Origin of the sequence: uncultured Muribaculum sp. (genome assembly GCF_910583865.1) — a bacterium.
GTDB lineage: Bacteria > Bacteroidota > Bacteroidia > Bacteroidales > Muribaculaceae > Muribaculum.
The window spans coordinates 26,020-48,022 of record NZ_CAJTYX010000022.1; the positions used below are offsets into that span (position 1 = coordinate 26,020).

Consider the following 22,003-nt stretch of genomic DNA (forward strand, 5'->3'; position numbering starts at 1 on the left):
TCCGATTTCACTAAAAATCCGACAGCCCGGTATTTCACTTTTGTTTTTAAACAACCTCTTGTCCAATAACTCTCCTCATGACTTAGGAGACAAAAAAACGAAAGGCCCTCGACACACGTCGCAGACCTTCCTTATGCCAAAAAGTAGATAGATAATTGGCATGTGCGAATTATTTTAGGCTAATTATAGATTAGTTTTGTTTTATGTCGGAAAATCATGCCGGAATAATTCCGGAGGATGATTTGTAAAATATATTAGTCGATTAAACTATGTGCAAATTTAAAAATAAGATTGATAAAATGCAAATATTTGTGTAAATTATCTCAAAAAACTTAATCCTGTTCAAAAGTGTTTCAGTTGGGATTATGCACTTGAACATCAATGTATGATCTTCAAAAGCTTGCGGCACAGGATGATAAGTTCTTCGTCGGGAATCACGTATGGCGGCATTATATAGACGTTGCGTCCGAACGGACGTATCCACACACCCTCTTCAACACAATGTTTCTGGAAAGCGCCTACATCGACTGGCTCTTTCATTTCGACCACTCCGATCGATCCAAGCACTCTCGTCTCTGCTACGTTGGCGTAGGTGGATGCGGGTGCCAGTTCTCGTCTCATTATTTCTTCGATGTGTGCCAAATGTCCCTCCATGTCCTTCTCTTCAAGCATACGTAGCGATTCGATTGCTATGGCGCATGCAAGAGGATTGGCCATGAATGTCGGTCCGTGCATCATCACTCCCGCCTCGCCGCGTGAGATCGTGTCGGCTATGTCGGTGGTGGTAAGCACGGCGCTCATGGTAAGATATCCTGCCGTAAGACCTTTGCCTATGCACATTATGTCGGGCTCGACTCCGGCCCATTCCCATGCGAAGAATTTCCCCGTACGCCAGAATCCGGTGGCTATTTCATCGAAGATGAGGTAGATGCCGTATCTGTCGCATAGCCTGCGTGCCTCTACGAGGAACTGCGGATGGTAGAAATACATTCCACCGGCACCCTGCACCACGGGTTCGAGTATCAGGGCCGCTATCTCGTCGGCATGTTCCTCAAGTACCTTTTCAAGTGGGGCTATGTCGACTGGATTCCATTCTTCTCCGAATTTCGATGAAGGGTGGGGGATGAAGTAGCGTATCGGAAGGGCCGTACCGAATGCTCCATGCATTCCTGTCACGGGATCGCATACACTCATGGCGTTCCATGTGTCGCCGTGATATCCCGAGCATATCGTCACGAAGTTGGTCTTGTCGTGACTTCCCGACCGTGATATCGCTGCCTGTATGGCCATTTTCATGGCCACTTCCACAGCTACGGAGCCGGAGTCGGCATAGAATATATTGTGCATTGACGGTGGTGTCACCTCCAGCAGCATTTTACCGAGGGTTATTGCCGGATCGTGGGTAAGTCCCCCGAACATCACGTGCGACATTCGGTCAATCTGTTGCTTGGCGGCCTCGTTGATGCGAGGATTATTGTATCCATGAATCACACACCACCAAGATGACATTCCGTCGATAAGCTCACGTCCGTCCGCGAGGCGTAGCCTGGCGTCATGCGCCGATTCTACTTTGTATGTCGGGAGAGGGTCGATAGTCGATGTATAGGGATGCCACAGATGTTCGCGGTCCCAGGAATCATGCAATATTGATTGGTCGGGCATAGATAATGTACACGTATTGGTTATGCGTTATACAGATAGCGCTTTATTGAGCGCTTGGGAGTCTTTTCAAATTCGTTGGCTATAAGTTGTATCTTTGACACTCGCTCGTAGGGCGCTACGAGTTTGTTGAGGTCGGTAAGCACGTTTTCCATTTCCGTGGCCAGGTCTTTGTTGGATATTCCGAACCTGTCCATGGCTTCGTAGTCCGGATATACGAGGGCCACAAGCTGGTTGTTGCGCTCTATCACAAGGCTTTCGGCCACAAGTGGCATGTTGTTGAGTTTGGCCTCGATCTCTTCGGGATATATGTTCTGCCCGTTGGATGAAAGAATCATGGTCTTGTAGCGTCCGCGGATGAAAATCGTGGCATCCGGCGAGCGTGTGCCCATGTCCCCCGTGTGGAGCCATCCTTCGTTGTCAAGCACCGCTTCGGTGGCTTCAGGATTCTTGTAATATCCTTTCATCACGTTCACGCCGCGCACACATATTTCCCCGGGGATATTTTCAGGATCCGTACTGTCTATACGGCTCTCCATGAATCCCGCGAGCGTGCGCCCCGACGATCCTACGATAAACTGTCGCCATGGCGTATAACTGATAAGCGGGCCGCATTCGGTCATACCGTAGCCTACGGTGAACGGGAACTTGATGCGATGCAGGAATTCTTCCACCTCATGGTTGAGCGGTGCGCCACCTACGATCACTTCCTCAAATTCCCCTCCGAATGCCTCGACGAGCTTGCGGCGTATCATCACATAGAGTGCCTTGTCAAGTCCGGGAATGGCGAGAACCCATCGCATCGGTTTGCTCGTGATCATAGGCAGAATCTGTTTGCGGTAGATTTTCTCGAGTATGAGTGGCACGCATATGACCAGATTGGGACGTACTTCGGAAAGGGCTTTCAGAAGCACGTTTGGTGCCGGCAGCTTGCCGAACACGTTGATGTGGGTGCCCGTGGCAAGAGGCACAAGCATGTCGAACGCACATCCATAGGCATGGGCGAGAGGCAGGAACGCCAGACAGCGCGAGCCTTGGAAATGCAGCCGCGACTGCACGCCGAATGTCACGTTTCCCCAAAGATTGCGGTAGGTCAGCATCACGCCCTTTGAGAACCCCGTAGTGCCTGAGGTGTAGTTGAGCACGGCGATATCATCGGCAGAGGTCTCGGCATATTTTATGTCGGCGGGGCCAAAGCCGTTCTTGTAACGTCGGCGGAACTTGCGGTTGATGTTCTTCAGCTCATAGGCCATTTTCCCCTTGTTGAGCGGATGTTCTGCCAGAAGCTTGCCTGTGTTGAGTGAGATTACGCCCTTTACATTCGGCATACGGTCGAATTCGAGGTTTTCCCAGATATGGTCATCCACGAACAGCAGCACCGACTCCGAGTGGTTGAGGATATGTGTGGCATCCGTAGGGTTGAAATCCTGCAATATGGGCACTATCGTGGCTCCATATGTGATTGTTGCCATGAAAGCCACTATCCAGGCCGGTGAATTACGTCCGATTACAGCTATCTTGTCTCCTTTCCTGATACCGGTAAGTTCATAGGCGAGATGCGTGCGCGCTATCTCCAGGGCCAGGTCGGCATAATTCATTGTCGAGGGTTTGCCGTACTCTGTAAGCGCCGGGAGCGCCCAGTTGTCACGAAAGCTTTGTTCGTATATCGGATTGAGCAGTTGGGTATCCATATGCGGTATGGTTGTTTTGAGGGCAGGTAGTCCCGGCCTCGTTTACAGTATGCAAAAATAGCATAAAATATTAAGGTGGGAGTGTTATTCTGTATGAAAAACACAAAAAGAGGTGTGTTGAGTCATGAGTAATGAGTCAAAAAATGTAAATTTGCGGTTATGATTGATGAATCGGTGTTTACGGGCCGAAAGGCTTTGTTCCATACTTTCGGCTGCAAACTTAATTTTGCGGAGACTTCGACCGTGGCGCGGTTGTTTGCCGAGAAAGGCATAAGGCGCGTACAGACAGGCGAAGTGCCTGATTTCGTCGTGGTCAACACATGCAGTGTCACGGAAGTGGCCGACAAGAAATGCCGTCAGGCCATACGTGGATTCGCCCGGCGTTATCCCGATGCCGCCATAGTGGTGACAGGCTGTTATGCGCAGCTCAAGAGCGACGAGATTGCATCGTTGCCGGGAGTTGCCGTTGTTGCCGGGAGCGACCGGAAAGATATGCTGTCGGTATATCTTGACCGGTGGATGTCGGAGCACGCCGTTGTAAGGGAGGTGACTCCGACGAAGGACATACGCGTGTTCACTCCGTCATGTTCCGCCGAAGATCGTACACGCCATTTTCTCAAAGTCCAGGACGGGTGTGACTATTGGTGCACCTACTGTACCATACCGATGGCCAGAGGACGTAGCCGTTCGGGGACTATACCCGACATAGTGGCACAGGCCGAGAAAGTGGCCCGGGAGGGCGGACGAGAGATTGTGCTGACAGGTGTGAACATAGGCGATTTCGGCAAAGGGCGCGAAGATACATTCTTCGATCTCATAAAGGAGCTCGACAGGGTGGAGGGGATAGAGCGTTACCGAATATCATCAATTGAACCGAATCTGCTTACCGACGAGATTATCGACTGGGTGGCAGGCTCGCGTGCATTCATGCCCCATTTCCATGTGCCCCTCCAGGCAGGAAGCGACGAGGTGCTGCGGCTCATGCGCCGCCACTATGACACGGCCCTGTTCCGTCATCGAATGGAGCGAATACGAGCCGAGATGCCGCATGCTTTCATCGGGGTAGACCTTATAGTGGGAGCGCGCGGAGAGACCGACGAACTTTTCGCCCGTAGCCGTGATTTCGTAGAGAGCCTCGACATAAGCCGCCTGCATGTGTTTCCATATTCCGAACGACCCGGCACGCGTGCTCTCGACATTGAAGGTGTAGTCCCGCAACAGGAGAAGCATCGGCGCACCAATGTCATGCTCGGCATATCCGAGCGGAAGCTTTCCGACTTTATGGCGCGCTTTGTCGGAACGGTACGTCCGGTTCTTGCCGAGCATCCGCGTAAGGGAAGGCCTATGATGGGATTTACCGACAATTATCTGCGTGTGCGCATGCGCCCGATGCCTGAACTTGACGGACGCGTGATCGACGTTCGTCTCGGTGTCCCGCTCGATTCCGGTGAGGAGATTGATGGAGAAATCATAATGCCGTGTGTATGAAGGATAAGTGGTATTACAGGTTGCTCGGAGGAGCGTTGGACGCCATGGCACGTCTGCCGTTCCGTGTGCTTTATGTGTTGAGCGATCTGATTTTCGTTATACTCTATTATGTGGTACATTACCGCCGCCGTGTCGCTTATGAAAATATACGGGCTTCATTCCCTGAAAAGTCAGATGAGGAGTGCCATCGCATCTGCCGGCGCTTTTTTCGCAATTTCGCGGACTACGTCGTTGAGACCATAAAACTTGCCCACATCAGCGACGAGCAGATAAAGAGCCGTTTTGAGATAGTGGGCATAGAGCATGTCGACAGGCTTTTTGCCGAGGGACGCAGCATAGCCATGTACTTCGGGCATTGCGGCAATTGGGAGTGGGGCACTTCGATAACCCTTTGGTCGCGCTTCAAGCCATCCGACAGGATTGTCTACGCCCAGGTCTACCGCCCGCTCACCAACGAATGGTTCAACCGCTATTTCCTGAAGCTGCGCAGCCGTTTCGGGTCTGTGAGCTATGAGAAGAAGCTTGTGTTCCGCGATCTCCTCATGCTCAGGCGCGACGGCAAGCAGGCCATTGTAGGATTCATGAGCGACCAGAAGCCGAGCGCCGGCGATGTGGCACACATAGTGAAATTCCTTAATCACCCTACGGCCATGATCACCGGTACGGAGACGATAGTGCGTCGTCTCGACATGGCCGCCCTTTACTGGGATGTCGAGAAACCTTCACGCGGGCATTACCGCATGACGGTGCGCCCTCTCACTGAAGATGTTTCTTCGCTTCCGCAATTCGGTCTTACCGATATGTATGCGCGCCTTCTTGAACAGACCATCCGTCGCTCTCCCGATATATGGCTGTGGACTCACAAGCGGTGGAAATACGCCGTCGATTATCCCGAAGGCTTTGTTGACACGATACATACTGAATCATCATACCACGGATCATGAATACCGATTCACGACATGCGCCTGTGTCAGTGATAATACTGAACTGGAACGGCGCTTCCATGCTGCGCCGCTATCTGCCTCACGTGCTCGCCAACACCGACCCGGCGCTCGGCGAGGTGATTGTGGCCGACAACGGTTCGACCGACGGTTCTATCGATCTGCTTGCCTGTGAATTTCCCGAAGTACGTGTGCTCAGGCTCGACAGGAACTATGGCTTTGCCGAAGGCTACAACCGCGCCATAGCTATGGTAGACACGGAATTCGTGGTGCTGCTCAACAGCGATGTGCGCCCCTCTCCGGGATGGCTCGCGCCATTGTTGGAGCATATGCGCGGCAATCCATCGACGGGAGCATGCCAGCCCAAGATACTGAGCGATCTGGATACCGACAGTTTCGAATATGCCGGCGCGTGTGGCGGTTTCCTCGACTGTAATGGATATCCCTATTGCCGGGGGCGTATTTTCGATACAATAGAGTATGATCGTGGACAGTATGACACTGTAATGTCTGTCGATTGGGCTTCCGGAGCGGCTTTGATGGTGCGTCGTGAGGTCTATGAGAATGCAGGAGGGTTGGATGCCGCATTTTTCGCCCATATGGAGGAAATAGATCTGTGCTGGCGCATACGTCTTGCCGGAATGGATGTATGCGTTGTGCCGCAGAGTATTGTCTATCATCTTGGTGGTGGTACGCTTCCGCAAGGCAATCCGCGAAAGGTATATCTGAACTTCCGCAACAATCTGCTCCTCCTTCATAAGAATCTCCCTGTAAAGGTGCGTGGGCGCAGGCTGCTTATACGCCGGCTTTATGATACACTTGCATGGGGTATGTTCCTGTTGAAATTTGATTGGAAGAGTGCCGGTGCGGTGCTTAGGGCGCATCGTGATTTCCGCAGGATGCGTAGTGGTTATTACACGTATCCGGCAGGTGATCTTCTTTCCGGACACCGTAACATCATTCTCGACTATTATCTCAAAGGCAAGAAGAAATACTCTGATTTGTGACATAATTTGATTTCCATATGAAACATTACTCTCTCCTGCGGGTGGTCGCGATGCTTTTCATCACGGCTGCCGTGACACCGGTCTCATCCGGTGTCGTTGATGATTACGCCGTTGGACGCGAAGGTGCGTCATTGAAGCGGACTTTGCGTAACCACTGCGCGCCATCTGCGATGATTGATGTCGTTTCGATGCCATGGGAAACCTATTTTGAGATTCTGGCCGCCATGCAGACCGATGATGCTGCGATGGTGGTCGATGGCGTGACAGCACGTGCCTGCACCATGGCCGATGCCCGCATGTCGCTTACCACCTGCAATGTCATTGACAAGAGCTGGTTCGGTTTTCCGGCCGATTATAAAAATAAGTCTGTTTGTGACCTATACAATGGACTTCTGACATGTGCCGATGTGGTGCAGGCGCGTTCTTCCGGAGAAGGCTTCGCTTCCGTGGCAGGTGCGTCAGAGGTGGTGCCGGCTTCCGGATGGAGCAGAGGCGTCATAGACCTTGATGGTTGGTCGATGCCGGTGGTTGAGCCTGCCGATGCCATGAAAGGGATGATAGCGCGCCGCATGTTTTACATGGGAACCATCTACCCGTGCTCGATCTGGTGTGCCGACGGCGAGAAGTTTTTCGGCGGAGCGGAATATCCCGGACTTTCGGACTTCTCGATCGGCACATATCTCGTCTGGCACAGGTCGTGGCCGGTGGCTGATAGCGAACGCCGTTGCAACGATGAGGTGGAGCGGCGTCAAGGCAATCGCAATCCTTTTGTTGATTATCCCGATCTTGCGGAATATCTGTGGGGAGAGCATGCCGGTAAACCATATCCGGGTGCGGATGCTCCCGGAGGTGACGATGACGATCCATCTGCCGGTGTACGGATTCCTCTGAGAGGCGTATATTCCATTTCCGACAAGTGGATAGATTTTTATTCGCCATATGTACCGGAAAATGCTTCGTGGAGCATCGACGGGCGCGGTGTGACGGACTCTCGTGTGAGTCCGGCCGACTTAGGCCCGGGTGCGCATGAATTGAAATATCGGAGTGGCGTATCTTCAGGAAAACTTATAATCAAGATAGTGCCATGAAAACACCTTTTTTGTTTGCCATAGTAGTGGCCATGTTCTGTGGCTCATGCCATAAGACAGATATCCCAACCAATCACGGACTTATAGGAGATGATGGCATCGTTGACCCGGCAGAGACATATGATTTCTCACCGGAACTTGCCGATGGATCGACGCGTTACATATCCTCCGATGTCGTGTTGCGGTATGATGAAGGAGGAGTGCTTGCGCAATATGATATCGTCTCCGGACGCTCGGTTTACCGGTTTGTGGAGCTGTCGACAGGATGTGTGGTGGAATTCTCATGCCGCACTGTCGCCGGCGAAGGGGAACTGACAGACGCGCATCTTTACGTAGAGGGATCGGAAATCGGGATAGCACGCGCGTACATGCACCGTGTAAACAGCACGGGCGCATGGATCGAAATCCTTGCGCCCGGCGACAAGCATTATGTGCTCGTTATGACAGGTATGTGATGCCCCCGTTCGTAAGTCAGCGGCGTTTCTTCGCTTTCGTTGGCTCTTTCTCGTCGGCAAACCGGTTGGGGAATGTCAGATGGACTCTCGGACGCATCATCGCGTACATCACCAGACCTATTCCTAACAATATGAACGGTATGCTCAGCTGTTGGCCGAGATTTAGCGTCATGGTGGCCTCACGGGCTACCTGGTCGTTCTTTATGAACTCGATAAGGAAGCGCGGGAGGAAAATGCCTATGAAGAACACCCCGAGAATCAGTCCCGGACGTTCCTCGGCATTTTTCTTCCAATACATCCACATGAGCAGCCCGAACAAGGCGAAATAGCATAGTGCCTCATAGATTTGTGTGGGATGCACCGCCTGCCCTTCGTAGAGCATATGCCATTCGCGCGAACGCACGAACATGAACCCCCACGGCAGTGTGGTAGCTGTGCCGAAAATCTCGGAGTTGAAAAGGTTTCCGAGCCTGATCAGACCTCCGACAAGCGCTATTGCTATCACCAGACGGTCGAATGTCCATAGAGGGCTGCGTTTAGTCACGAAGATGGAATAGAGTATCACGGCGAGTATGATGGCTATGGTGCCTCCATGACTGGCCAGACCTCCCTCCCAGATGTATAATATGCGTATCGGGTCCTGGCTGTAGACATCCCACTCGTAGAAAAAAACGTGTCCGAGTCGTGCGCCTATTATCGTGGCTACCACCACGTAGATTAGCAGTATGCCGAGCCAGCGCTCAGGTGCCCCTTCATGACGGAACATTCTGGCTACGATTTCATATCCGATGATAAAGCCTATGGCGAACATCAGTCCATACCATCTTATTGTGATAGGACTCGAGATTATGTCGGGGTTGGCGGCCCAGGTGATGTAATCGAGCATGCCGGTTTTACTGTTGATTGATTAGGTGAAGTGAGTTTTGTCTTATACAAGATGGCGGATAAGCTCCTCGCGATCGCCGTAGAGCATGTCGATTACAGGTATCTCGATCATGGTGTATGCTCCGGGGCGCTCCACCATAGTGGCGCGTGCTACCCCTACGAGTATCTGTGCGGTAAGGGCCGGGTTGTTGATCGACATGTTGAATTCGAAACGCTGGTTCTGCGTGGAGCCTGACACCCCCTTGCGCACCATGTTGACTCCATGGCCCATGTCGCGCACTTCGTCGACTGAGGATACGGCCATCACGTGGGTCTCGTCGGAAGCGAAGTAGGGGTCTGATTTCACCGCCTGCGCCACTTCGTCGAGTGTCTTTGTCCCGTCCAGTTCCACATAGACCATGCGGCGATGTATGCCCGTGCCGAGAGGTATGGTCATCGAGAGGGCGTTCTTCACGCCTGCCTTAGACTTGACGGCTACAGTGTGGCCCATGCTCATGCCGGGCCCGAAGTTGGTGTATGTGATTCCCTTGGGTGCGGCGGCCTGCATGAGGGCACGCACGATAGAGTCGCTGCCCGGATCCCAGCCGGCCGAGATTATGGCCACTGATCCGTGGGCCTTTGCTATGGGGTCGAGAGTGGCACGCAGATCCGCTATGCCGGTGTGGATGTCGAAACTGTCGACCGTGTTGATGCCTTCGGCAAGCAGTATGCGGGCATGGCTCTCCACCTCGCGGGTTGGTGTGCAGAGTATGGCCACTTCTACGTTGTCGAGTTGCATTGCGTCTGCTACTACGGGATAACCGCTGAGTTCTTCAGGTTGCGGTGCATCCGGATTGCGGCGTACTATGCCGGCAATCTCAAAGTCCGGCGCCTCCTTGAGCGCGTCAAGCACGTAGCGCCCGATGTTGCCATATCCTACGATGGCTGCTCTTATCTTTTTCATACGTATAATGTGTTAAACCGCACGGCATGTCATGGTTTCGACATGTCGTGCGGTGGTCTGGAATTATTTCTTGTTGACAATCTCTTCGGTGTCCTTGGCGATCATCATTTCCTCGTCGGTGGGGATGACTACGACCTTTACCTTGGAATCAGGAGTTGAGATGAGCTTCTCCTCGCCGCGCGAAGCCGCATTGACCTCAGCGTCGATTTTTACGCCGAGATATGCCAGGTGGTCGCATACGCGCTGACGCAGAGGTTGCTGGTTTTCACCCACGCCGCCGGTAAACACGATGACATCCACGCCGTCAAGCACAGCCGTATAAGCGCCGATATACTTGATGATGCGGTAGATATACATGTCGAGCGCCAGTTTGGCACGCTCGTTGCCCTGAGCTATGGCCGCATCTATGTCGCGCATGTCCGATGAGATGCCCGACACGCCGAGCACACCGCTTCGCTTGTTGATGAGGTTGGAGATTCCCTTGGTGTTGATGCGGTCCTTCTCCATGATGAAGGTGATGGCTCCGGGATCGATGTCGCCGACGCGTGTGCCCATCATCAGGCCTTCGGTAGGAGTGAGTCCCATAGAGGTGTCGATGCTCTTGCCGTCGAGTATGGCTGTGATGGAGCCTCCGTTGCCGATGTGGCAAGTGATAATGCGTTGCTTCTCGTAGGGAAGTCCGAGGAAATCGCATGCGCGACGCGACACGTAACGGTGGCTTGTGCCGTGGAATCCGTAGCGGCGTATGCCGTACTCTTCATATAGACGGTAGGGTAGGGCATACATGTATGCTTCCTTGGGCATCGTCTGGTGGAATGCCGTGTCGAACACCGCTACCTGCGGGATGCCGGGCATAAGTTCGGTCACGGCGTCGATGCCTGCCATGTTGACGGGATTGTGGAGGGGTGCCACATCGTAGCACTCCTTTATCTTCTCGATTACCTCTTCGTCGATGAGCACGCTCTGGTTGAATTTCTCACCTCCGTGCACCACGCGGTGGCCTACGGCATCTATGTCCTTGAGGCTGGTGATACATCCGTATTCCTTGCTCGTAAGAAGTTCAAGGATATCGTTGACGGCTGTGCGATGGTCGGGAATAGACTCTTCCTTCACTTTTTTGCTGCCGTCATCGAGGCGGAATTTTATGAACGAGTCGGGGAGTCCGATTTTCTCTACTCCTCCCTCGGCGAGCACATGCTTGTCGGCGGTGTCGATAAGTTTGTATTTTACGGAACTGCTTCCGCAGTTGAGCACTAATATGTTCATTGCTATACTGTGTTTATGCATGCTTGGCACCGATGGCCTGGTTGCATGTGATGATTATGGTCTTATAGATATCCTCGGGGAAGCATCCGCGCGACAAGTCGTTGACAGGTGCTGCAAGGCCTTGCAGGATCGGGCCTACCGCCTGCACGCCTGCCAGGCGCTGCACGAGTTTGTAGGCGATGTTGCCGGTCTCGAGCGAGGGGAAGATGAGAACGTTGGCATTACCTTTGAGAGGACTGTCGGGAGCCTTGCTCTTGGCTACGCCGGGCACGAGGGCGGCATCGGCCTGTAGCTCGCCGTCCGCGGTAAGTTCGGGATGCGCTTCGCGGAGCATTTTTGTGGCCTCGATGACCTTGTTTACGCGCTCATGCTTTGCCGAACCTTTTGTCGAGAAGCTGAGCAACGCTATGCGCGGAGTGATTCCGGCTATGTCGCGTGCCGTGTCGGCAGCGGAAAGCGCTATTTCAGCGAGCTGGTGTGCGTCGGGGTCGGGGATTACGGCACAGTCGGCGAATACGAGGATGCCATTGTCGCCGAAAGGTGAATTTTCCGGGAGGAGCATCACGAATGCGCCGCTCACGGAGTTGATACCCGGTTTGGTCTTTACCACCTGGAAAGCGGCGCGGAGCACGTTGCCCGTGGTGTTGAGTGCGCCGGCTACCTGGCCGTCTGCATCGCCGTTCTTTATCATGAGGCATCCGAGGTAGAGAGGATTGGCTACGGTAGCTCGTGCCTCTTCCATCGTTATGCCTTTCTTCTTGCGGAGTTCGAAGAAAATAGGGGCGTACTTGTCGATCACTTTCTCATCGGCGGGGTTGACAACACGAGCCTTGCATATGTTGGTCAGTGACAGTTCGGCTGCTGCTGCGGCAATTTCTTTGGGATCGCCGATCAGGATTACGTCGGCTATGCCTTCGACAATGATTCGGTCGGCTGCTGTGAGCGTGCGCGGTTCAGTTCCTTCGGGGAGCACTATGCGTTGGCGCTCCGCTTTGGCTTTGCTTGTAAGCTTTTCAAAAAGTCCCATGATATGTATGGTCTGTATTTGGTTATGGATATATGTAAATTAATTCATGATTAATATGCCGTTGCATCAAACGGCAATGCAAAGATACGGATAAGTCGAGTGCAAAGCCAAATTTATTTGGGCTTTGCCGAGCGTGAGTATCTAAGACCGTGGTCAAAGATACGGATAAGTCGAGTGCAAAGCCAAATTCTATTTGCTTTTGCCGAGCGTTTCAAGTATCTGCTCTGCCGCGCGTTTGGTGTCGACCTTGTTTATGATGTGGGTGATCCGGTGGTCGGCGTCGGTTATGAATGTCGTGCGCACCGTGCCCATGTATTCTCGCCCGGCCATCTTCTTTTTCTGCCATACTCCGAAAGCCTGGTTTACCTCCGTGTCCGGGTCGCTTAACAGCAGGAATGGCAGTGAATACTTGCCGGCAAACTTCTCGTGGCTCACGACGGAGTCCTTGCTTATGCCGATAATTTCGTATCCGGCATCGCGCAGGCTGTCATAGCCGTCGCGCAGCGAGCATGCTTCGGCAGTGCATCCGGGAGTGTTGTCTTTGGGATAAAAGTAGATTACCAACGGTTTGCCTGCGAATTGCGAGGCATCGACCGGTTGTCCGTCACGTCCGAGTCCGAGTCGGTCGGGGATTATGTCGCCTATGTTCATTTTTGTTGTTTTTAAATTGTATGTGAATGCATCCGTTGCATTTATGCAAATATACGGATAATACTTGATTTATATGGTGCGGTCATGCTGATTTGTGTTGCCTATGAATGCAGAAAGCATTAACTTTGCATGAAAGTCGGCATGGTGACATGGATAGCCGGCTTATTAGTAAAAACTTATCATAATATAGATGGGCTTTTTCAATTTCTTCTCAAAAGAGAAAAAAGAGACACTTGACAAAGGTCTGGAACGCACCAAGCAGGGCGTGTTCTCCAAGTTGGCACGAGCCATAGCCGGTAAATCGAAAATCGATGACGAGATTCTCGACAATCTTGAGGAGGTGTTCATAACCTCGGATGTCGGTGTGGAGACCACGCTTAAGATTATCGATAGGATTGAGAAGCGTGTGGCCCGTGACAAATATGTGAATTCAGCGGAGCTTAACACTCTACTGTGCGAGGAGATTACCGATTTGTTGGCTGAGAACGACAATGAATCGTCGTTGCCCGATTTCACGGTGCCCGAGGCCCATCATCCCCATGTTATAATGGTGGTGGGAGTGAACGGTGTGGGCAAGACCACCACCATAGGCAAGCTCGCCGCACAGTTCAAGAAAGCCGGCAACAAGGTGGTGCTCGGGGCTGCCGACACATTCCGTGCGGCTGCCATCGAGCAGCTTGACGTGTGGGGCGAACGTGCAGGAGTGCCTGTGGTAAAGCAGAAGCTCGGCAGTGATCCCGCATCGGTGGCCTATGATACGCTTCAGAGCGCCAAGGCCACAGGCGCAGACGTGGCCATCATAGACACTGCCGGACGCCTTCACAACAAGAAAGGGCTTATGGATGAGCTGACGAAGATACGCAACGTGATGCAGAAGGTCGTGCCCGACGCTCCACATGAGGTACTGCTTGTGCTCGACGGCTCAACCGGTCAGAACGCGTTTGAACAGGCCCGTCAGTTTGTTGCCGCCACTTCTGTCAACGAACTGGCAATCACCAAGCTTGACGGCACTGCAAAGGGTGGGGTGGTGATCGGCATTAGCGACCAGTTCCGCATACCTGTCAAGTATATAGGGTTGGGAGAGGGTATCGACGACCTGCAGGTGTTCCATAAGAAGGAGTTCGTCGAGTCGCTTTTCGGCAATGCCGGATAAGTGGCATCTTCCATTCGGAGAAGTCCGGTTACTTAGTATATAGGAAATGACATCATCGAGAAACAGAATTGACGTGGTGACTCTCGGATGCTCGAAGAATCTTGTCGATTCGGAGCGCCTTATGGCCATGCTGCGTCGCAACGGTTTCAATCCCAGGCATGACCCTCCCGAAGGGAGCGTACCGGCACCTGTCGTGGTGATAAATACCTGCGGATTCATAGGGGATGCTAAAGAGGAGTCTGTCAACACCATACTTGAATATGCTCAGGCCAGGACCTCGGGCCGCGTCAAGCACCTGTATGTGATGGGATGCCTGTCGGAACGCTACCGCGATGAACTTCGTGCGGAGATTCCTGAGGTAGACGAGTGGTACGGAAAGTTTGACTGGAACGCCGTGGTCGGAAAGCTGCATGGCGACAATCCTGCGGTCACTCCTTACGAACGCATCATCACTACGCCCTCACATCATGCCTATGTCAAGATTGCCGAGGGGTGTAACCGTTTCTGCGCTTTCTGTGCGATTCCGCTTATCACGGGACGCTTCAAGTCGCGTCCTGTCGAAGAGATACTCCGGGAGGTTGGTGAGCTTGCAGAACGGGGGGTGAAGGAATTCAATATCATAGCACAGGACCTCTCGAGCTATGGCACCGACATCTATGACGGGCGCATGGCGCTTCCGGAACTTATCGACCGCATGGCTGACCTTCCCGGAGTGGAGTGGATAAGGCTTCATTATGCCTATCCCGCTCAGTTTCCCATGGAGATTGCCGACGTTATGGCGCGCCGCAGCAATGTGTGCACATATCTTGACATAGCCCTGCAGCACATCAACGACAAGGTGCTCGCCAACATGCGCCGGCACATCGACGGGAAAGCAACACGCGCACTCCTTGCCGAGCTGCGTCGTCGAGTTCCGGGCATACACCTGCGCACTACCCTCATGGTCGGTTTCCCCGGCGAGGGAGAGGCCGAGTTCGAGGAACTTCTCGACTTTGTGAGGGAACAGCGCTTTGAGAGGATGGGGGCATTCGCATACTGCGAGGAAGATGACACCTATGCCGCGCTGCATTTCGAGGACTCTGTGCCGCAGCAGGTCAAGGAAGAGCGCCTTGCGCGACTTATGGCCGTGCAGGAGGAGATTGCATTGGAGAGCAACGCCTCCAAGGTGGGTCGCACGCTTCGCGTGGTTATTGACCGTGAGGATGCCGACTACTATGTGGGTCGCACTGAGTGGGATTCTCCCGAGGTCGACCCGGAGGTCCTTGTGAAAAAGACATGCCGGCTCAGCCCGGGCGAGTTTATAGAAGTTACTGTAGAGGAGGCTCTCCCGTTTGAACTTATTGCCGTTCCAAATGCCTGATAAGCTCATAGCATCTGTTGATGATGCCTTGCGCCGTAGGGTGGCTGCGGTGCTGTATGCTATGCCCGGCTGCGGCGAGCGCTATCGATTCTTCGAAGCGCGCGATGGCGGTCCGCTCAGGGATGAGGAGGCTGATTTCGGCTTTTTCTATGCGCCTTTCGCTGTCGGTCCGGACGCCGGATTCCCGCGTCTGTTGCAGCCTTGTACGGAAGGGGATGTGCTCTCTGCCGCGAAGGTGGCCGATATTGTACTGCCTGCTTCTACCTGTATGACCGAGTATCGTGAATGTGTGTCGATGATTGCGGAGCGGCATGCTTCATACGGGGGCGGAAAGACAGTATATTCTCGCCGCATATCCGACCAACACTCCGTTGTCGGTTGGGGTAGGACGGCTTTCGATTATTTCGGGCATTTCCCCGACACTTTCCGCTTTCTGTTTACCACTCCGGACTGCGGTTGCTGGCTCGGGGCCTCTCCTGAACTTCTTCTGCGACGCGATGCCGGAGATTCGATTCTGACAACTATGGCCCTTGCCGGCACCCTTCGTGATGACTCCGCCGGATGGGATGCAAAGAATATAGAGGAACATGACTATGTGACCCGCTTCATTGTTGATACTCTTGCCGATTTCAGCATAAAGGCCGAAGTCGCTCCTGCCGGGGAAGTGCGCTTCGGATCGATTCGTCATCTGTGCCATCGTATCACGGCACGGTATTCCGGCCCGATAGTGCCGTTGCTCAACGCCCTCAGTCCTACGCCGGCTCTTTCGGGTTTTCCGCGTGACGAGGCTTTGCGGCTTATAGGTGAGGTGGAAAGCCCTCGAGGACTTTACGGCGGTTATGTCGGAGTTAATTCTCCGGAGGGTATTCGGGCTTTTGTGAATCTGCGCAGCGTGTGCTTCAACCCCGGCGGAGGTTATTGTGCATATGCCGGCGGTGGTATCACGGCGCTTTCCGATGCGTCCGATGAGTGGCTTGAGACCGAGGCCAAGAGTGCCGTGCTCAGGCGCTGCATATCGGCAAATTGCTTATCAAAGACTTCCGACCTATGAAACTGCATGACGGCTCTGACAGGGCCTCTTATATATTGCTCGTGGCGCTCGCCATCATCTTCGTGATATCGCTTCTTCCGCTCAATCGTCTGACGGGAGGAGCATTGCGCGATTTCTCGCTTTTCGATGACATTGTTGCCGAACGTTATCGTGTACCGACAGAAGAGATAGAGACCGACGAGGCGCCTGTCGACAGCGCTCTGACGGCCATGCAGCGTGAACTTGAGGAGGAAGAGGCGACAGTACGCAGGAGTGTGGCGAATGATACCACGGCTCTTGTCTCTGCCTCCGCTGCATTTTCCGACAGTGCTGTCGCTGAAGAGGTGGCCTCACGCGAGATTCCCGCTCCGATCGATCCTATGCGCGACGGGTATGTGGCAATTGAGGATTATACTGCCGGCGGAAGCGGCATGGTGCGTTTGCGTGCGGCTTTCTCGCAAAGCCGGAGCAGATGTGTAAGGCTGGCTTTCGTGGGCGATTCCTATATCGAGGGTGACATATTCACGCAGGATGTGCGTTCGCTCCTTCAGACGAGTTTCGGCGGTAGCGGCGTGGGCTATGTCAACATGTACAGCGAGTTTCCCGGATTCCGCCGCTCCGTGCGGCAGAGCGGCGGAGGATGGTCGGTAAGCGTTGCCGGACACAAGGGGTTCAAGCGTTCATATGCGTGGCTCAGCGAGCAGTATTCCACACCGAAAAGCGGGGAGACGGCTACCGCCCGTTATGCCGGAACGGAAAAGGTAGCGCATGCCGCCACGTGGTCGCGCTCCGTTCTCGCTTTCTGGGCGCCTGAAGGGGGAAGCGTGAAAGTGCGTTCCAACGGTGGCCGGTGGGACGTGCACGACGTGGCGCCGGGCGAAGGTATTTCCACCGTCACCGTCGACAGCGCTTCGACCAAATCGTTCGAGGTGGGCATCCCCTCCGGCATGGGTATTACCGCCCTTGGTGTGTGGCTCGACGCTCATACCGGTGTTGCTGTCGACTGTATGTCGTCGCGCGGGTTCTCAGGTGTGACGCTTCGCGATGTGTCGCCACAGGTATGCCGTCAGCTGACCGATGCCGGACTCGGCTACGACCTTATCGTGCTTGAATTCGGCATCAATGCCATGTCGGCCTCACAGACCGATTATACCTCTTATGGCAAGCTGATGACCAAGGTCGTTGACCACATACACCAATGCTATCCGGATGCCGTCGTCATGCTGATGGGCATAGGCGACAGAGGGCAGAAACGCGGGGCCGACGTGAGGTCGATGCCTGCGGCCGTTGCGATGATTGCTGCCCAGCGCGATGTGGCCAGAAACACGGGATGTCTCTTCTGGGATACACGTCAGGCTATGGGTGGCGACGGGGCAATAGTGGCCTGGGCGAATGCTTCGCCTCCGCGTGCCAACAAGGACTACATACACCTCAACCATCACGGCGGTTCGGTACTTGCCGCAGAGTTTGTAAAATCGCTCAGACATGCACTTGAAGATTAAATATATAATAGCCTCCTTACTTATATGGACAGTGCCTTTGCAGGTACTGGCTGACCATGATACCGTCGTTTCCCCCGACGGGGAAGAGTCCGACATACGGATAAATCCTCAGGTTGACTACACCTCGGCCCCCGAACCGGAGGAACGGATAGAGATTCCGCGTTTTATAAACCGGAACGCTAATCATATACGCATGAACAGGGCCGACTGGGGTGGCTTGTCGGAAAATCTCGCGCATGCCGATTCGTCGCGTGTGAGCATCGTTCATGTAGGTGACTCGCATCTTCAGGCCGATATGGCTACGGCGGTTGCGCGCCGGCGGCTGCAGTCGGACTACGGCGACGCGGGGCGCGGACTCGTCGCTCCACTGAAGATGGCGGCCACGAACGAGCCTCGCGACTACGCTTTCAAAGGGGTGGACGGCGTGTGGGTGTCATCCAAGCTGATGAAACGTCCATGGACAGTAAAGATGGGATTTACCGGTGTGTCTACAGTTCCGATGTCGGGTAAAGGGACTCTGGAGGTGTCCACATTGTCGCGTACAGGCAACCCTCAGACGTTCGACATAGTGCGCATGTTCCATAGCGCGCAGCCCGAGGTGGCTGCTGCGGTTCCTTATGCAGTTTCCGGAGTGCGAAACGATTCGCTTGTATCGGTAATAACTTTGCCTGAACCGTTATCCACAATCGGACTTGACGTGTCGTTACCCTCCGACGAGGCTATCTACGGCATGTCGCTTGAACGCTCTCGTCCCGGTGGGTTGCTCTATCATGTGGTGGGCAATAACGGCGCCACCTACACGAGCTATAACGGCATAGATGGTTTCGCATCAGGCGTTGCATTGCTTAATCCCGATCTTATCATTCTTAGTCTTGGCGCGAACGAAGCGTTCAGCCGCATGACCTCCGACGAGATGTACAGCTCGATAGGGGTGATGGTTGACAGGCTTAGGAAGGAGTGTCCCGACGCCGGGATTCTGCTGACGACTCCTATGGAATGCCTGCGTTCCACAGTGACGCGTCGCCGCAAGGGGCGTCGCCGTCGTGTGCGTTCCTATGCTGTCAATCCGAGAGTGTCGGCCATGCGTGATGTAATTTTGCGCTACGGCCGCGACCACGGCATAGCCACCTATGATTTTTACGAGGTGGCCGGTGGGGCAGGTGCGTCCGCTAAATGGATTTCGGCAGGGATGATGGCCCGTGACAGGATACATAATTCTGCCAAAGGCTACGGCGTGCAGGGCGAACTGCTCTATGAGGCCTTGAAGGATGCTTTTTCAAATCATGATTTATCGGACAAGAAATGATGCCCATGCTTGAGATAGTGACCCCGTTTCACCGTCTATGGGAGACGGTCACGTCGTGGATTGATGCCGAACGGCTGCGTGCGGTGATGCTTTTTGATCCGACCAGTCCGTTGCTTTTCAATACCGGACTGTTTTTGCTGCTCATAGTGGCTTTCTTCATGTTCTATCGCCTGTTGAGCCGGTGGTCGGGAGCAAGGATGGTGTGCCTGATATTGTTCTCGTTGTATTTCTATTATAAGTCGAGTGCGGAATGCTGTTTCATATTGCTCGGGGTGTGCATCTCCGACTATTTGCTCGGGCTGTGGCTCGGAAATGTGCGTAACGACTTGTTGCGGCGCGGTATAGTGGCGTTGAATGTGGTGATGAATGTGGGCATGCTTGTCTATTTCAAGTATCTCAATCTTATTTTCGCCACATTTGCCTCGATAGGTAATACCGGGTTTGACGCTCTCGATATAATTCTTCCGGCGGGCATATCTTTCTTCACATTCCGGTCGATAAGCTATATCGTCGACATCTATCGCGGCACGTTGAGACCTGCTACAAATCTGCTCGACTATATATTCTTCCTTACGTTTTTTCCGCCGTTGCTGGCAGGGCCTGTGGTCAGGGCTGCCGACATGCTGCCGCAGATACGCCGTCGTCCGGTGGCTACCCATGCCATGGTCGGCGCCGGCTTGTTTCTTATCATGGCCGGTCTGATAAAGAAAGTGATTGTGGCTGATTATATTAGCGGTAATTTCGTGGATCGCGTGTTTGACAATCCGGCTATGTTCACCGGTCTGGAAAACCTTATGGCGGTCTACGGCTTCACGCTTCAGCTATATTGTGATTTTTCCGGATATTCCGACATGGCTATCGGGCTTGCCCTGCTGCTGGGATTTTCGTTCAAGGATAATTTCAATGCACCGTTCAAGTCGCAGAGCCCCACGGAATGGTGGCGGCGCTGGCATATATCCCTGTCGACATGGCTTCGTGACTATCTCTACATACCTATGGGCGGCAGCCGCTGCTCTACGCGCAGGGCTTATGCCAACCAGTTCAATACCATGTTGTTGGGTGGGCTGTGGCATGGTGCGTCGTGGATGTATATCATATGGGGTGCATGGAACGGTCTGCTCTTGGTGCTGCACAAAGCGTTGCGGAAGGCTTTTCCAGCCGCCCCGGGCGTGAGACGCGATCAATGGTGGCGACGTGTGGCCAACATATTCCTGACGTTCAATCTCATGGCCCTCGGGTTCATGTTTTTCAGAGCACGTTCCATGGAGCATGTCGGGCAGATGGTGGGTCAGATTTTCACCAATTTCCATGCGTCGGTGGCTCCTCAGCTTGTCGAGGGTTATTTGGCTGTGGTGCTGGTGATGGTCGCCGGCTATCTCATGCACTTCGCTCCGCGTAGCTGGTCCGACAAGCTGCGTGATCGCTACAGCGCCCTCACTCCGGTTTGGCAGGCTGTGATTCTTGCCCTCGTCGTTCTGGTCATCATACAGGTACGATCATCCCGCATAGTCCCGTTCATATACCTGCAATACTGATAATCTGCAATACTGATAATATTGTACATAGATGACCCCAAAGCCGCACCTCCTGTGGCTTCGTATTCAATTTTCTTGCAGTCTGTTGAGATACTTTTGCAAAAATGTTTAACTTTGTAGCCGGAACATAGAGTCGAAGAGTCGGCTTCTACATCTGAAAAGGTGTTATTTGAATTATCTTATTTTAGTAAATTCTCGCAAAATTCGCTAATAGACAGAAAGATAATGATAATAGCACCTACATCGTTTGCGTATACTTACCCCTTTTGGGTATCTATATAGCTTCTCGGTGTGGGTTTGCTGTATATCTTCTGTCTAAGGCAATGCGAGAAGCCTACTAAAAGAGATATGCAGAGTACAATCCCACACCTTTTCTGTATAACTTCGTAACGGTTTCATCGGGATTGTGAAACACATAAAGACTTGTTTTAATATATGAAACACAAACTTTTACATCTACAGTCGTTAGTTTCTGTAGCTCTGTGTGTCATCATGTCGATGGTTTTTGTCGGGTGTGGTGATGATGACGATGAACCAAATGGAACTGATTTGGCTGAAATCGTAGTAGGAACCTGGGCCCAGGATGGTGATAACGATATTCTTACCGTTAACGCCAATGGAAGCGGAGTGGGATATGATAATCCTACTGCTTATCAGAATAATCAGGTTGGCTACTCGTTCAATTGGTCTTATGGAGAGGGTTGGGTCAATATTACTTTTGATATTGACGGTGAATTGCAGCTTGAGAGAATGAGGGCAAAATCCGTATCTCAAAATATAATTGTATGGCAACGCTATGCAATCCCCACAGAGGACTACGATCCATCGGAGGATGAATGGGACGGTCACGATTCATTTGGGTACTATGACCTTTGGACCTGGGAGCGTTACAAATAACCTTTTCGAATAACATAATCAATAGGGGTGATGCGTCAGATTTTTGATACATCGCCCCTATTGTTTCACGGCTGACGCATCTTAATTTTATACAACATCAAAACTTTTTAAAGCATAGA

Annotated in this window: 18 protein-coding genes and 1 pseudogene; 12 read left to right on the forward strand and 7 right to left on the reverse strand. The window is 53.0% G+C overall.

Translation table 11 applies throughout. The annotated features are described in order from the left end of the window. Window positions 1–378: 378 nt before the first annotated feature. Together bioA and QZ303_RS06520 are read right to left on the reverse strand one after the other, a co-directional pair. Window positions 379–1,632 (reverse strand): annotated as a pseudogene (gene bioA, locus QZ303_RS06515) (adenosylmethionine--8-amino-7-oxononanoate transaminase); the annotation flags it as partial. A 50-nt stretch (window positions 1,633–1,682) separates the two neighbouring features. After that, window positions 1,683–3,350, reverse strand: coding sequence for an AMP-binding protein (locus tag QZ303_RS06520; RefSeq protein ID WP_295730806.1), 1,668 nt, complete (start codon window positions 3,348–3,350; stop codon window positions 1,683–1,685). A gap of 159 nt (window positions 3,351–3,509) precedes the next feature. Here QZ303_RS06520 and mtaB point away from each other — a divergent pair, with 159 nt between their 5' ends. From mtaB to QZ303_RS06545, 5 genes are read left to right on the forward strand one after another with little or no spacing between them, the layout of a single operon-like run. Beyond that, window positions 3,510–4,838: a tRNA (N(6)-L-threonylcarbamoyladenosine(37)-C(2))-methylthiotransferase MtaB gene (gene mtaB / locus QZ303_RS06525; protein ID WP_295730808.1), complete on the forward strand. Its 1,329-nt coding sequence runs from the start codon at window positions 3,510–3,512 to the stop codon at window positions 4,836–4,838. Further along, on the forward strand, window positions 4,835–5,782 hold the full coding sequence (locus tag QZ303_RS06530; RefSeq protein ID WP_295730810.1) for a lysophospholipid acyltransferase family protein: 948 nt from the start codon (window positions 4,835–4,837) through the stop codon (window positions 5,780–5,782). Before mtaB ends, QZ303_RS06530 begins: the two co-directional genes overlap by 4 nt. Next, window positions 5,779–6,786, forward strand: a complete 1,008-nt coding sequence (locus QZ303_RS06535; protein WP_295730812.1) for a glycosyltransferase family 2 protein — start codon at window positions 5,779–5,781, stop codon at window positions 6,784–6,786. Before QZ303_RS06530 ends, QZ303_RS06535 begins: the two co-directional genes overlap by 4 nt. Before the next feature lie 17 nt (window positions 6,787–6,803). Next, window positions 6,804–7,874 carry an endonuclease gene (locus tag QZ303_RS06540; RefSeq protein WP_295730814.1) on the forward strand — a complete coding sequence of 357 codons (1,071 nt, stop codon included), beginning with the start codon at window positions 6,804–6,806 and terminating at the stop codon, window positions 7,872–7,874. Further along, on the forward strand, window positions 7,871–8,329 hold the full coding sequence (locus QZ303_RS06545; RefSeq protein WP_295730817.1) for a hypothetical protein: 459 nt from the start codon (window positions 7,871–7,873) through the stop codon (window positions 8,327–8,329). The genes QZ303_RS06540 and QZ303_RS06545 overlap by 4 nt, the downstream gene beginning before the upstream one ends. A gap of 16 nt (window positions 8,330–8,345) precedes the next feature. Here QZ303_RS06545 and lgt read toward each other — a convergent pair whose 3' ends face one another. From lgt to QZ303_RS06570, 5 genes are all read right to left on the reverse strand, one after another. Continuing rightward, window positions 8,346–9,215: a prolipoprotein diacylglyceryl transferase gene (lgt, locus tag QZ303_RS06550; protein WP_295730819.1), complete on the reverse strand. Its 870-nt coding sequence runs from the start codon at window positions 9,213–9,215 to the stop codon at window positions 8,346–8,348. A gap of 42 nt (window positions 9,216–9,257) precedes the next feature. Next, on the reverse strand, window positions 9,258–10,157 hold the full coding sequence (locus QZ303_RS06555) for a diaminopimelate dehydrogenase (RefSeq protein ID WP_295730821.1): 900 nt from the start codon (window positions 10,155–10,157) through the stop codon (window positions 9,258–9,260). Between the two features lie 63 nt (window positions 10,158–10,220). Then, the gene (locus tag QZ303_RS06560; RefSeq protein ID WP_295730824.1) at window positions 10,221–11,423 is read right to left on the reverse strand and encodes an acetate/propionate family kinase; all 1,203 of its coding nucleotides are present in this window, start codon (window positions 11,421–11,423) and stop codon (window positions 10,221–10,223) included. Between the two features lie 13 nt (window positions 11,424–11,436). Then, complete coding sequence (pta, locus tag QZ303_RS06565; RefSeq protein ID WP_295730826.1) at window positions 11,437–12,450, reverse strand: phosphate acetyltransferase; 1,014 nt, start codon at window positions 12,448–12,450, stop codon at window positions 11,437–11,439. Between the two features lie 189 nt (window positions 12,451–12,639). Continuing rightward, a complete protein-coding gene (locus tag QZ303_RS06570; RefSeq protein WP_295730828.1) occupies window positions 12,640–13,101 on the reverse strand; it encodes a peroxiredoxin in 462 nt (153 codons plus the stop codon). 190 nt (window positions 13,102–13,291) lie between these two features. Here QZ303_RS06570 and ftsY point away from each other — a divergent pair, with 190 nt between their 5' ends. The 7 genes from ftsY to QZ303_RS06605 all read left to right on the forward strand — a co-directional run bounded on the left by ftsY (window position 13,292) and on the right by QZ303_RS06605 (window position 21,884). Further along, window positions 13,292–14,254: a signal recognition particle-docking protein FtsY gene (gene ftsY, locus QZ303_RS06575; protein WP_295730830.1), complete on the forward strand. Its 963-nt coding sequence runs from the start codon at window positions 13,292–13,294 to the stop codon at window positions 14,252–14,254. A 46-nt stretch (window positions 14,255–14,300) separates the two neighbouring features. Beyond that, window positions 14,301–15,614, forward strand: coding sequence for a 30S ribosomal protein S12 methylthiotransferase RimO (rimO, locus tag QZ303_RS06580; protein WP_295730833.1), 1,314 nt, complete (start codon window positions 14,301–14,303; stop codon window positions 15,612–15,614). Continuing rightward, a complete protein-coding gene (locus tag QZ303_RS06585; RefSeq protein ID WP_295730835.1) occupies window positions 15,607–16,665 on the forward strand; it encodes a chorismate-binding protein in 1,059 nt (352 codons plus the stop codon). The genes rimO and QZ303_RS06585 overlap by 8 nt, the downstream gene beginning before the upstream one ends. Next, entirely contained in the window at window positions 16,662–18,146 is a 1,485-nt protein-coding gene (locus QZ303_RS06590) for a GDSL-type esterase/lipase family protein (protein WP_295730838.1), read from the forward strand. Before QZ303_RS06585 ends, QZ303_RS06590 begins: the two co-directional genes overlap by 4 nt. Continuing rightward, on the forward strand, window positions 18,130–19,452 hold the full coding sequence (locus tag QZ303_RS06595) for a GDSL-type esterase/lipase family protein (protein WP_295730841.1): 1,323 nt from the start codon (window positions 18,130–18,132) through the stop codon (window positions 19,450–19,452). Before QZ303_RS06590 ends, QZ303_RS06595 begins: the two co-directional genes overlap by 17 nt. Window positions 19,453–19,457: 5 nt before the next feature. After that, the gene (locus tag QZ303_RS06600) at window positions 19,458–20,987 is read left to right on the forward strand and encodes an MBOAT family protein (RefSeq protein ID WP_295730844.1); all 1,530 of its coding nucleotides are present in this window, start codon (window positions 19,458–19,460) and stop codon (window positions 20,985–20,987) included. A gap of 435 nt (window positions 20,988–21,422) precedes the next feature. Continuing rightward, a complete protein-coding gene (locus QZ303_RS06605) occupies window positions 21,423–21,884 on the forward strand; it encodes a hypothetical protein (protein ID WP_295730846.1) in 462 nt (153 codons plus the stop codon). The last annotated feature ends 119 nt before the right edge of the window (window positions 21,885–22,003 follow it).

What these genes read in the sequence shown, in the direction of transcription:
- QZ303_RS06520 (WP_295730806.1), bottom strand. Translation starts at nt 3,350, where the DNA reads ATGGATACCCAACTGCTCAATCCGATATACGAACAAAGCTTTCGTGAC.
- mtaB (WP_295730808.1), top strand. Translation starts at nt 3,510, where the DNA reads ATGATTGATGAATCGGTGTTTACGGGCCGAAAGGCTTTGTTCCATACT.
- QZ303_RS06530 (WP_295730810.1), top strand. Translation starts at nt 4,835, where the DNA reads ATGAAGGATAAGTGGTATTACAGGTTGCTCGGAGGAGCGTTGGACGCC.
- QZ303_RS06535 (WP_295730812.1), top strand. Translation starts at nt 5,779, where the DNA reads ATGAATACCGATTCACGACATGCGCCTGTGTCAGTGATAATACTGAAC.
- QZ303_RS06540 (WP_295730814.1), top strand. Translation starts at nt 6,804, where the DNA reads ATGAAACATTACTCTCTCCTGCGGGTGGTCGCGATGCTTTTCATCACG.
- QZ303_RS06545 (WP_295730817.1), top strand. Translation starts at nt 7,871, where the DNA reads ATGAAAACACCTTTTTTGTTTGCCATAGTAGTGGCCATGTTCTGTGGC.
- lgt (WP_295730819.1), bottom strand. Translation starts at nt 9,215, where the DNA reads ATGCTCGATTACATCACCTGGGCCGCCAACCCCGACATAATCTCGAGT.
- QZ303_RS06555 (WP_295730821.1), bottom strand. Translation starts at nt 10,157, where the DNA reads ATGAAAAAGATAAGAGCAGCCATCGTAGGATATGGCAACATCGGGCGC.
- QZ303_RS06560 (WP_295730824.1), bottom strand. Translation starts at nt 11,423, where the DNA reads ATGAACATATTAGTGCTCAACTGCGGAAGCAGTTCCGTAAAATACAAA.
- pta (WP_295730826.1), bottom strand. Translation starts at nt 12,450, where the DNA reads ATGGGACTTTTTGAAAAGCTTACAAGCAAAGCCAAAGCGGAGCGCCAA.
- QZ303_RS06570 (WP_295730828.1), bottom strand. Translation starts at nt 13,101, where the DNA reads ATGAACATAGGCGACATAATCCCCGACCGACTCGGACTCGGACGTGAC.
- ftsY (WP_295730830.1), top strand. Translation starts at nt 13,292, where the DNA reads ATGGGCTTTTTCAATTTCTTCTCAAAAGAGAAAAAAGAGACACTTGAC.
- rimO (WP_295730833.1), top strand. Translation starts at nt 14,301, where the DNA reads ATGACATCATCGAGAAACAGAATTGACGTGGTGACTCTCGGATGCTCG.
- QZ303_RS06585 (WP_295730835.1), top strand. Translation starts at nt 15,607, where the DNA reads ATGCCTGATAAGCTCATAGCATCTGTTGATGATGCCTTGCGCCGTAGG.
- QZ303_RS06590 (WP_295730838.1), top strand. Translation starts at nt 16,662, where the DNA reads ATGAAACTGCATGACGGCTCTGACAGGGCCTCTTATATATTGCTCGTG.
- QZ303_RS06595 (WP_295730841.1), top strand. Translation starts at nt 18,130, where the DNA reads ATGCACTTGAAGATTAAATATATAATAGCCTCCTTACTTATATGGACA.
- QZ303_RS06600 (WP_295730844.1), top strand. Translation starts at nt 19,458, where the DNA reads ATGCTTGAGATAGTGACCCCGTTTCACCGTCTATGGGAGACGGTCACG.
- QZ303_RS06605 (WP_295730846.1), top strand. Translation starts at nt 21,423, where the DNA reads ATGAAACACAAACTTTTACATCTACAGTCGTTAGTTTCTGTAGCTCTG.